Origin of the sequence: Edaphobacter lichenicola (genome assembly GCF_014201315.1) — a bacterium.
Classification (GTDB): Bacteria; Acidobacteriota; Terriglobia; order Terriglobales; family Acidobacteriaceae; genus Edaphobacter; species Edaphobacter lichenicola_B.
This window is the reverse complement of sequence record NZ_JACHDY010000006.1, coordinates 331,358-341,752: the sequence shown is the minus strand read 5'-3', so window position 1 is coordinate 341,752 and position 10,395 is coordinate 331,358. Positions and strand designations below refer to the sequence as shown.

Below are 10,395 nucleotides of genomic sequence, written 5' to 3'. Positions count from 1 at the left end.
ATCGGCATCAGGAACGGCTGGTCGACCGCACGCTCAGGCTGCGGAATGTACTTGTCCACCGCCGCCATCAGCTCGTCGATCTTGGCCTCCCACTGGGCTTCGCCGTTCAGCGCGCCCAACGCAGAGCCACGGATGATCGGAGTGTCGTCGCCAGGGTAGTCGTACTTCGACAACAGCTCGCGAACCTCCATCTCCACCAGCTCGATCAGCTCTTCGTCCTCAACCGCATCGCATTTGTTCAAAAACACCACGATGAAGGGAACGCCAACCTGACGCGCCAGCAGAACGTGCTCCTTGGTCTGGGGCATCGGGCCGTCGGTGGCCGCGACGACGAGAATAGCCCCGTCCATCTGCGCCGCACCCGTGATCATGTTCTTGATGTAGTCCGCGTGACCCGGGCAGTCCACGTGCGCGTAGTGCCGGTTCGGGGTCTCGTACTCCACGTGCGAGGTGGCAATCGTAATACCGCGCTCGCGCTCCTCAGGAGCGTTGTCAATCGTGTCGAACGAACGAAACTTGTTGTTCGGGTTGTGCTTGCTCAACACCTTCGTAATCGCCGCCGTCAGCGTCGTCTTGCCATGATCGATGTGCCCGATCGTCCCGATGTTTACGTGCGGCTTTGACCGGTCAAACTTTTCCTTGCCCATGACTGCTCGTCTCCTCGTGTTGGCCGGCGCGTGCACCGGGGTTCAGGTGAATACTTCAAACGAAAGCTAAAAGCGAAAAACTAAACTTGAGAAACGGGGGGTTTGTCTCAGTAGTACGCGTACAACTTGAAAAACTTCTCTCGCAGCTCCGGTGCAACCTGCTCCAGGCTGGCGAGATACAGTTCGCGAATCTGGCCCTGATCGGAGTTGCCCAGCCTGTTGTACTCGGCCTGCGTAGCTGCTCCCAGGTTTCCTTTGCCCAGAACCGTCTCGAAGTCGCGTATGCGCAGCTTCGACCGCTCCAGCGATTTAAGGAAATCCGCCACACGACCGGAAGAGAAGGAGGCTTCTACTGCTGCCTTCACCGCGTTGAAGGTCTCCGGATCGGAGACCGTAAGTACGGGTTGCTGATACAGACTGCTCAACACACTCTCCTGCGATCCCTCATTGCGGACCGCGTCTTTCAATCTTTGGAGCGGGAGACGGGAATCGGACCCGCGACCAACAGCTTGGAAGGCTGTGACTCTACCACTGAGTTACTCCCGCTTCCAGCAGCGAGTCAGCAAGTTGGCAAGTCAGCAGGTTTTCCTGCTGGATCGCGGTCTTGACGGCCCGCTCGGAACAAATCTGGAGCTGACGGAGAGGCTTGAACTCTCGACCTCTCCCTTACCAAGGGAGTGCTCTACCACTGAGCTACGCCAGCGTTGTACAAAACACGCAAAAAAAATCTGCTAAAACTTTTTACCAAACAATCTTACCGCGAACGCAGCCGTCCGAGTATGACACGGAAGGCAAAAAAACCTAACAGGATCCAGGTCAGCTGTTGATACTTGCCCGGCTCTATTGTCTGCCAGACCGCTATCGCCAACAACCCCAGCACAACCAGCGCGATCCACATTCTTCCGCTGCTTGCCGGACTCAGATCCACAACACTCACCAGTTACAGCAACCTTCCACAACCGCAGTACAAAATTATGGTGCACAGGGGAGGATTCGAACCTCCGTAACTCGAAGAGTGGCAGATTTACAGTCTGCTGCCATTAACCACTCGGCCACCTGTGCACATCTCCGCTTGATGCCCAGCGCGCAGCCCTCATCTCAATCTCTCAAGCCCGCACCTCGATTCTAAACCGCGAATCGGGCGGCTACTTACCCTTGAAGGAATGACCAGGAGGCCTGCAGCGCCAGAACGGCAAGCAGTACAACCAAATCCGTCTTTCTTTTCCCGCTGCTTGAAACTGGAGCTGGCGAAGGGACTTGAACCCCCGACCCTCTGATTACAAATCAGATGCTCTACCAGCTGAGCTACGCCAGCCCAAACAGCAATTTGCTCTCTGTAAGCTCAGCCGCCTGACGCGCAGCAGTGCCCGCGCAGAGTGCGCCGCAGACCTAACTTTAGCATAGCGGACACATGGGAGCAATGGATTGCAAGGTGCGGATCTCCTCCGCTCACCGAGCCGTCGCCGAATGCGTCCAAAATGCGCCGCCATGCTAGGCTATGCGAGCATTTCTCTTTCAATCCTGGGACCCGGTCGGACAAAATTCATGCGCTTTTTGCTTCTACTCTCTCTTCTCTTCAGCACCTTGCCAGTAGTGGCGCAGAGCACAGGCGATGCCCCCCAGTTGATTGAAGGCCCCCAAACAACTTCGCAGACAACATCGTCGCCCAAGTCCGCGGTCATGAACAACGATTCGGTGGTGAAGATGGTGAAGGCGGGCCTCGGCGATGACCTGATCATTCAAACCATCAACACACAGCCTGGGAGATATATCACCGACGCTGACGCCCTGGTCGCGCTCAAGACGGCTGGACTCTCCGACCGCGTCATCGCCGCAATGATGAACAAGAGTCGACGACAGATCACCAATGTGCCGGAGACCGAGAAGCCTGTCGTTCTCTCCGACGTCAATGAGATTGGCGTCTATTACAAAGACCGCGCTGGAAGGTGGACCGCGATCGATCCAGAGATCGTTCATATCAAGTCCGGCGGATTCATCAAGTCAACCGTGACCAACGGCATCATCAAGCAGGATCGCAACGGCCGCGTCAATGGCCGTGAATCGGCGCTCGCGCTGAAGCGTCCGATCGAAATTCTGCTCTACACGCCGGAGGGCGTCGCGGCCAGCGAGTACACCTTCGTTCGCTTCCGCCTCAACTCCAGCAACCGTGAGTTCCGAATCCTTACTGGCGGCGTCTTCCACTCCAGTGGAGGAGCAGACCGGGACGAGGTCCCCTTCAAGCCAGTGCGAACCGCCCCGCGCACCTACGAATTTACCGTGGAAAACAACGTCGCAGGCGGCGAGTTCGGCATTTTGCCACCTGGAACAGGCAACGTCACCAACGGGGGAAAGATCTACACCTTCGCGATCGTGGAATAAATTTGCCGCACAGCCTCGCAACTCTTCTTCAACTTGCACGACGACGAACCACAACCGAAGCAATGGCCCAAGATGGGCTATGCTTATTGCTTGAGGCGCTGCAGTTCGTGAATCGTACTGACCATGCTGACACTTTGCCCGAACGGCTATGTCCCTGATGCATAAGCGCACACGCTACTCTCTGTTGCTGATGCTGGCGTTGATGGCCGCGCTGGTGGTCGCGCTGGTGCTGCGAAAGGCCGCTCCGCCGGAGGTCGCGCGACTGCTACCCGAGTCCGACGCGATCGTCTACGCCAACCTGAAACCGCTGCGGGCAGCGACTCACTTTGATCGCTCGCCGGTGAACCGCACCCCCGAGTATGAGCAGTTTATCGACGCAACCGGCATCGTGCCCGAGCGCGATCTCGACTCCGTCGCCTTCGCTCTGCACCGTATGGACGACCCCAACGGTCCCAACGGGCCGGTTGGCTACTCCGAGGTCTTCGAGGGCCGTTTTGATGGTGATCGCCTGGCACGCTACCTCGCCTCGATCGCTACGGCGAAGGAGACGTATGCGGGCCACGATATCTTTACTGTCCGCGTCGGCGACGACAAAGCTACGCGGCCACTGCGGATCTCGCAGCTCGGCTACGACACCATCGCCGCCTCGAACATGCCTACGGTCGAACAGATTCACTCCATTCTCGATCGGCATCGCTCGGCGGCGTCGCCGTTTTCAGGCTCGTCGCTACTGTCGGCGCGCTACCGCGATGTGCCTGCATTTTCGAGCGTCTGGGCGATCGGCCACATCGGTCTTCCGTTCTCCGAGCGAGGTTCCATCAGCGTGTTCGGCTTGCAACTCCCTCTGCCGGAAGACACCACCTTTGTCGCCAGCCTGCGGTATCTCGGTACGATTCACCTGCGCATTGAACAGATCGCCACCACCGATGCTGAAGCGGCCCGTGCGACTGAAACTCTCGCGTCCCTGCTAACGCTCATGAAGTCCGTGCAGCAGGCACAGGCGCAGATCCAGCCTCACCCCACCACCGACGCCGCATTCCGCGAGTTGACTGATTCGACGAAGATCGAACAGCACAAAGATCGTGCCGTTCTAACGGCGAACATCCCGCTTGAACTCGTCAAGCAACTCGCAGCGCCCAACCCCGATCTTCAGCCATAACGACCGAGATGACAGAGACGACTGACGTGCAGCAGCCAACCAGAATCCTGCTCATTCGCCACGGCCAGAGCGTCGCGAATGCAGGCGGCATTCCACCCGACCACATCATCAATCCCCTGACGGAGCTTGGCCACGCCCAGGCAAAGGCCTTCGCCGACACCTTCCCCTGCACACCGACACTGTTTCTCCTCTCACCGTATCTCCGAGCTCAGCAGACCTCGGTCCCGCTCCGACAGCGCTATCCCGAGGTGCCGATTGAGGAGTGGCCGATCCAGGAGTTCCACTATCTAAACCCTGCGCGACACAACGGCACCAGCGAAGAGCAGCAGATGCCGCACATTCTGGAGTTCTGGGAGCGAGACGACCCGTCCTACTCCGATGGCCCCGGAGCCGAGTCATTCAGCGACTTCATCGGCCGCGCCCGCGACACCCTTAAACGGCTTGCCCAATTGAAATCAGAGGGATGCATCGCCGTATTCACCCACGGCCTCTTCATGCAGGCCATCCGCCTTCTTTTACTCTTCCCCAATGCGACCGATCGGCAGCTGATGTCAAACTTTCGACGCTTTCACTTCGTCAACTTTATCGAGAACCTCGAAGTAGTCGAGCTCGAGGTGATCAACGGTCAACTTCGAATGGTCGGGCAGCAGCATCTAACCGCTTTCACGCTCCAAGGAGAAACGTCTCATGCATAGCTCTACTCCCTCCGTTCTTCGAGTCCTGGCTCTGCTGTCCTTGGTCTCTGCGCTGCCGACCTCTGTGTTCGCACAGTCCGGCGCCGTCATCACCGGGCCGTCCGCCTTCGCCGACTACACGCAGGAGCACCCCGGCGTCCGCCGCAAGATCACCCTGGCCGACCTCCCACAGCCCAAGCCGGACGAGTCCGTCGACAACGGCCCCAGCGTCGTCCCCCGTCCCGAAGGTGCATGGCCGGTCGCGCCCGCCGGCTTCAAGGTGGAGATGTACGCGCAGGGCTTCAAAGAGCCTCGGCTGATGCGCACCGCTCCCAACGGCGATATCTTCCTAGCCGACTCCCACGGCGACAAGATCATGGTCCTCCGCGGCGTGGGCGCTGACGGCAAGGCAGCGACGGTCTCCACCTTTGCCTCCGACCTCGATCTTCCTTTCGGCATCGCCTTCTATCCCACCGGCCCCAACCCCAAGTGGGTCTACGTCGGCAACACCAAGACGGTGGTCCGCTTCCCCTACAAGTCCGGCGACCTGGTTGCAACCGGAAAGCCTGAGACCATCGTCGCCCAGCTCCCCGGCTTCGCCCAGCTCCGCGGCGGCGGACACTGGACCCGCGACATCGTCTTCTCTCCCGACGACAGCAAGATGCTCGTCTCGGTCGGCTCTGCCTCGAACGCGGACGATCCTGACACTCACCCCAACGAGTTTCACCGCGCCGACGTACTCGAGTTCACCCCGGAAGGAAAGTTCATCAAGGTCTACGCCAGCGGTCTTCGCAACTGCGTCGGCGAGGCCATCAACCCAACCACTGGCCAGCTCTGGTGCTCCACCAACGAGCGTGACCGCCTCGGCGACAACCTCGTTCCCGACTACATCACCAGCGTGAAGGAGGACGGCTTCTACGGCTGGCCCTGGTACTACATGGGCGGGCATCAGGACCCGCGCCTCGTGGGCACGCACCCAGAGCTGAAGAACAAGGTCATCACGCCTGACGTCATCCTGCAGCCGCACTTCGCCTCGCTCGAGATGGTCTTCTACACCGGCAAACAGTTCCCCTCCGCCTATGACGGCGACGGCTTCGCAGCCGAGCATGGCTCCTGGAACCGCGCCCACCGCTCCGGCTACGAGGTCATCCGCATCCCCATGCACGACGGCCACGCGACAGGAGAGTACGAAGACTTCCTGACCGGATTCGTCACCTCGGATGGCAAGGTCTGGGGCCGTCCGGTCGGGGTCACCGTGGCGAAGGACGGTTCACTCTTCGTAACCGACGATGGCTCGAATACGATCTGGCACGTCAGCTACACAGGAAAATAAAAACTATCCCAAAATAAAAGAACGGCCGAGATCTTCGGCCGTTCTTGTTTTGTAGGCATCTCTGAGCTGTTGTGTCAGAGAGCACTTTCAAAAGCTGTATCTTTGAAGCCCCTGTTTTTGAAGGGATAACCCAGCGTCGCGTTCGCAACCTGGGGCGCATGGACCGAAGCGATCTCCCGCCTGCTCGAAACCACCGAGACCAGCGCCTCGAAGCAGTCTGCGTCGAGCTGGACCGGAATGAGCTTCGACATGATCGACAGGGTCTCGTCGAGCTCGATACCCGCTCGATAAGGACGATCCTCCGAGAGCGCCGCGTACACATCCGCAACAGCAACGATGCGAGACTCAACCGAGAGATCCGGCCCCTTCAAATGATCGGGGTAGCCCGAGCCGTCAAGCTTTTCATGATGCTCCCCTGCAATGACCGCCATCTCGCGGAAGGGTGCAACCCGCTCCAGAATCCGTCGTGTAATTCGCGGATGCTCGTACACTGCCTTCCATTCTTCGGCGCTCAGCTGGCTCTTTTTGTCGAGAATCGCATTGGCGACGCCCAGTTTGCCGATGTCATGCAGCAAGGCCGCTCTGCGAACCAACTGTGCGCGGTCTGCCGCAAGTCCCATCGCCTGCGCAATGCCGAACGCCGCATCGGCAACCCCTTGCGAGTGTCGAAAGGTGAAGTGAGACTTCGCATCCACCACATCCGCAAACGCCTCGCAGATCCGATCGATCTGGCTGGACTCCAACTGGTGCCGCTTGCCCGAGTCGAGGTCGAGAACAGCCTGCCGCGTATCCTGCTCTGCATCCGCGGGGGAGCAGTTATTCCAGAGCGCCCCACGGCGGTGCAGCGATCCTGCGATGCGGACCAGCTGCGGATCGAACCACGTGCCGCTGCGCTCTTCCAGGGTGTCGATCGCACTCTGCGCCCCGGCTGCGGCAGAGACAAGATCCAAATGCTGCGCGATAGCGCAGATGCGAGCCAACAAGGGAATCTGCTCTCCCTTCAGGCTGTCCGGATAGCCACTCCCGTCCCATCGCTCGTCCACACTGCGAACAGCCTCGGCAGCAATAGGCCCCATGCCGAGTTCGTTCAAGATGCTGGCTCCCCGGTCGTAACGAGGTGACAGCCTCTCAAAACTCTGGTAACGCGTGATTCCGTTCTTGAAGGATCTGGCGGCCCGGACAACGCGACCCGCGTCGGGAAGAACCTGGCTCCAGAGGAGCTTGAGTGTAGAGAGACTCGGCTTGTGCGGCCTGCTCCAGTCTTCAAAATTCACCGCTGCTCTCGCCGCACGATCATCTCCGGCAAGAATCTGGCTCATGCGGCTGGCGCTGCGGCTGCAGCCGATATCTTTCAGCAGGAGTGCAAAGTAGAGGCTGCTGGTCTGGTCCGACGGAAGCTTAACCTCTTCGGCGATGCGCATGCCCAGCAGGCAGCTGCGAAGCGCATGGCCATGCACCGCGCCTTCAGTCAGGTCAAGCGCATAGGAGAGCGCCGAAATGATCTCCGACAGGGAGATGCATCCGTCAAAGCCCCGCATATTACGTCGAAAAGCCGCTGAGGTCTGCGCCATGTATGTCTCGTTCTCTCGTGAAGCCAGAATGGAATTAAGGTCGTTCTTTTCCAGGGCTGACAGACGCGATCTATTGCAGGACTTCAATGTTCATGGTGAATATATCGGCGGCAAACCGGGGTGGGTATTACCCAAATGGTGCACAACAGGATTGAACCCAGGCGTTCTCCCGTTACGGGAATGGACCTTTGCATGCCATTCATCTCGCCCGTTCCAGAAGCGCAAAAAAACGGCAGAGCCGACAACCTGCATCAGCCCTGCCGTCTGGATTCCCTCGGAACTACTGCCCCTTCTGTTCCTTCGTTAACTCCGTACCCAGGTCCGCCAGCGTCGTCCGCAGGTATTTGTGCGGATTCACCGGCGTACTCCTGATGCGAACCTCGTAGTGCAGATGCGAGCCGGTCGTGCGCCCGCTGTGGCCGACGTAGCCGATCACTTGGCCGCGAACCACCGTCTGTCCCGCGATGCAGGCGAAGCCCGACATGTGCCCGTAGACCGTCTCCACCCCGTGCCCATGGTCGATCACGACCTCGCGCCCGTAGCCATTGGACATCTCCGCCTGCGTCACGATCCCGTCCCCGGTCGCACGGATCGGGATCCCATTTGGAGCGCCAATGTCGATACCCGTATGGAACTCGCCTTCGCCGTTCCCCAGCACCGGGTCCTCGCGCTGGCCAAAGCTGCTGGTGATCGGCCCCATGATCGGCCAGAGCGTCGGGACATACGACGCAACCTCAAGACTGCCAGCTCCCAGCAGATCGGTAGAGACGTAGCCAGGGCCATTGAGACTGGAGATGGCCCGGGTCGCCGTGCCGCTCATCGCCGAGCTGCGCAGCGAATAAAACGCATCGATCGACTTGTAGTAAGCCTGCTCCGAGTTATCCGAAGAATCCATGCCGTTGGTCAACGGCGTCGTGGCAATTGCCTCCGCCACTCCCGACGACTTGCCATGAGGCTTACTGGTGAGCTTGCCCATGGGCGATGCCAGCTTGCTCGCCGTCAGACCGTACAGCACCGAGACCTCGCTCGCCAATGAGCCCAGCGAAGCCGCCTGAATATCTTTTTCATGCGCTGCTTTCTCAAGGTGCGCATAGTCCTTCTGGAGCGAGTTGTGGTCCTGCCGCAGCTGGTTGAACCGGGCGGTCTTGATCAGCATCCGGGAGTAGGACCCAGCCAACCCGGTGATGGTAAACATGCCAATGATCGCCGCGCCCACAAAGATATACGCGTAGTGAAGAGGAACCGGAACCTTACTCAGGTTGCCCTCTTCATCGCGGCTGACCAGCATGATGTAGTGACGTTTTTTCAGCTTCAATCGGAATCCCTGGCCCAGATTTGACCGCGAAGCGAAACCGCGGCTCGAAGAAATTACAATCAAAAAATCACACAAGGCAAATCGAATTCATCAATCGCCATTCCTGATTGCAGATCTCTCTTGAGCGTCCTCTAAGAGGGTACCAAAGCAGTTACCCGCCGTGCAAACGAGCATAGACCAGATCTTCCCCCTGTAACTACCACAAAAGAGTCACATTGTGCTTACCGTTTATGCTGCCATCAGCATGAAAAAACCATCCCACCCCTTCGGAGAGCTAGGCCTGATCGAGCAGATTCGGCGCGATTTTGCCACCAGCAGCAGCGCGGTCAAGCTCGGCATAGGCGACGATTGCGCGATCCTGCGCCCTCCACCAGGATGCGAAGTATTGGTGACCACAGACTTTACGCTCGAAGGCCGACACTTCCGCCGCGACTCCCATCCGCCGGAGTCCGTAGGCCATCGCTGCCTCGCTCGCGGACTTAGCGACCTCGCCGCCATGGGCGCGACTCCCATCGCCGCCTTCCTCTCCCTCGCGCTTCCCTCCACCATGCTGGCTGAGTCCGCCGGCCGCACCTGGACGAAAAGCTTCTTCAACGGCCTGCGCGCACTCGCCGAGTTGCACAGCGTCCCCCTCGCAGGAGGAGATACCTCAGAGTCCCCCGGCGGCAGGAGTGCCCTGATCCTCGCCGACATCGTTCTGATCGGCTCTGCTCCAAAGGGCAAGGCGCTGCGCCGCTCCGGAGCCTCCCCCGGAGACGCCCTCTACGTAACCGGCCAACTCGGCGGCGCGGCTGCAGAGTTGGCCACGATGCTGAAGCGAAGACGACGGACCCCCAACAATAAAGCTGCCAAAACCACCGAAGACCATCCCCACATGTTTCCCGAGCCACGTCTGGACGTAGGCGAGGCCCTCCAGCGACGTGGACTCGCCACGGCCTGCCTCGATATCAGCGACGGGCTCTCGACCGACCTGGCTCACCTCTGCCGCGCCTCCGGGGTAAACGCAGAGATCGAACAGGAGGCACTCCCGATCCATCCCTTCGCCGGAAAGCTGGATGCCCCAGCCGCCCTGCACGCAGCGTTGCACGGGGGCGAAGACTACGAGCTGCTCTTCGCCGCTCCATCCTCGGTCAGACTGCCCTCCTCTCTCGCAGGAGTGCCGCTCACGCGAATTGGAACCCTCAAGGCACGACGCGCCGGCCACCCCCTGATGACTCTGCTCGCTCCAGACGGCAGCCACACTGAGTTGAAACCCGGCGGATGGGAGCACTTCTCTAAACCCGTCCGAACGCCTAAAAAGCCACCCCGCTGAGCCTG

General features: G+C 59.7%; 9 protein-coding genes and 4 tRNA genes. 5 read left to right on the top strand and 8 right to left on the bottom strand.

The window, feature by feature from the left end:
• The 6 genes from HDF09_RS18730 to HDF09_RS18705 all read right to left on the bottom strand — a co-directional run.
• Positions 1–647: GTP-binding protein (locus tag HDF09_RS18730; protein WP_183768970.1), on the bottom strand; the 647-nt coding region annotated here is incomplete at its 3' end.
• Between the two features lie 107 nt (positions 648–754).
• Entirely contained in the window at positions 755–1,072 is a 318-nt protein-coding gene (locus HDF09_RS18725) for a hypothetical protein (protein ID WP_406705049.1), read from the bottom strand.
• A gap of 46 nt (positions 1,073–1,118) precedes the next feature.
• Positions 1,119–1,193 (bottom strand) — tRNA-Gly (locus tag HDF09_RS18720).
• A gap of 82 nt (positions 1,194–1,275) precedes the next feature.
• Positions 1,276–1,350: transfer RNA gene (locus HDF09_RS18715), tRNA-Thr, on the bottom strand.
• Positions 1,351–1,622: 272 nt separating this feature from the next.
• A tRNA-Tyr gene (locus HDF09_RS18710) sits at positions 1,623–1,709 on the bottom strand.
• Positions 1,710–1,886: 177 nt separating this feature from the next.
• Positions 1,887–1,962: transfer RNA gene (locus HDF09_RS18705), tRNA-Thr, on the bottom strand.
• A gap of 230 nt (positions 1,963–2,192) precedes the next feature.
• On the opposite strand from HDF09_RS18705, the gene HDF09_RS18700 reads away from it, so the two are divergent.
• The 4 genes from HDF09_RS18700 to HDF09_RS18685 all read left to right on the top strand — a co-directional run bounded on the left by HDF09_RS18700 (position 2,193) and on the right by HDF09_RS18685 (position 6,192).
• Positions 2,193–3,026, top strand: coding sequence for a hypothetical protein (locus HDF09_RS18700; RefSeq protein ID WP_183768969.1), 834 nt, complete (start codon positions 2,193–2,195; stop codon positions 3,024–3,026).
• 157 nt (positions 3,027–3,183) lie between these two features.
• Positions 3,184–4,185 (top strand): hypothetical protein, encoded by a 1,002-nt coding sequence (locus tag HDF09_RS18695; RefSeq protein ID WP_260181788.1) that lies wholly within the window; start codon positions 3,184–3,186, stop codon positions 4,183–4,185.
• Between the two features lie 8 nt (positions 4,186–4,193).
• The gene (locus tag HDF09_RS18690) at positions 4,194–4,880 is read left to right on the top strand and encodes a histidine phosphatase family protein (RefSeq protein WP_183768967.1); all 687 of its coding nucleotides are present in this window, start codon (positions 4,194–4,196) and stop codon (positions 4,878–4,880) included.
• The gene (locus tag HDF09_RS18685) at positions 4,873–6,192 is read left to right on the top strand and encodes a PQQ-dependent sugar dehydrogenase (RefSeq protein WP_183768966.1); all 1,320 of its coding nucleotides are present in this window, start codon (positions 4,873–4,875) and stop codon (positions 6,190–6,192) included. The genes HDF09_RS18690 and HDF09_RS18685 overlap by 8 nt, the downstream gene beginning before the upstream one ends.
• A gap of 74 nt (positions 6,193–6,266) precedes the next feature.
• Here HDF09_RS18685 and HDF09_RS18680 read toward each other — a convergent pair whose 3' ends face one another.
• Positions 6,267–7,763 (bottom strand): HD-GYP domain-containing protein, encoded by a 1,497-nt coding sequence (locus HDF09_RS18680; protein WP_183768965.1) that lies wholly within the window; start codon positions 7,761–7,763, stop codon positions 6,267–6,269.
• 280 nt (positions 7,764–8,043) lie between these two features.
• Positions 8,044–9,072, bottom strand: coding sequence for a M23 family metallopeptidase (locus tag HDF09_RS18675; protein WP_260181799.1), 1,029 nt, complete (start codon positions 9,070–9,072; stop codon positions 8,044–8,046).
• Positions 9,073–9,295: 223 nt separating this feature from the next.
• Here HDF09_RS18675 and thiL point away from each other — a divergent pair, with 223 nt between their 5' ends.
• Complete coding sequence (gene thiL / locus HDF09_RS18670; protein ID WP_311719977.1) at positions 9,296–10,390, top strand: thiamine-phosphate kinase; 1,095 nt, start codon at positions 9,296–9,298, stop codon at positions 10,388–10,390.
• Positions 10,391–10,395 lie beyond the last annotated feature (5 nt).

Bases quoted from the DNA above. Each gene is read 5' to 3' on its own strand.
- HDF09_RS18700 (WP_183768969.1), top strand. From the start codon at position 2,193: ATGCGCTTTTTGCTTCTACTCTCTCTTCTCTTCAGCACCTTGCCAGTA.
- HDF09_RS18695 (WP_260181788.1), top strand. From the start codon at position 3,184: ATGCATAAGCGCACACGCTACTCTCTGTTGCTGATGCTGGCGTTGATG.
- HDF09_RS18690 (WP_183768967.1), top strand. From the start codon at position 4,194: ATGACAGAGACGACTGACGTGCAGCAGCCAACCAGAATCCTGCTCATT.
- HDF09_RS18685 (WP_183768966.1), top strand. From the start codon at position 4,873: ATGCATAGCTCTACTCCCTCCGTTCTTCGAGTCCTGGCTCTGCTGTCC.
- HDF09_RS18680 (WP_183768965.1), bottom strand. From the start codon at position 7,763: ATGGCGCAGACCTCAGCGGCTTTTCGACGTAATATGCGGGGCTTTGAC.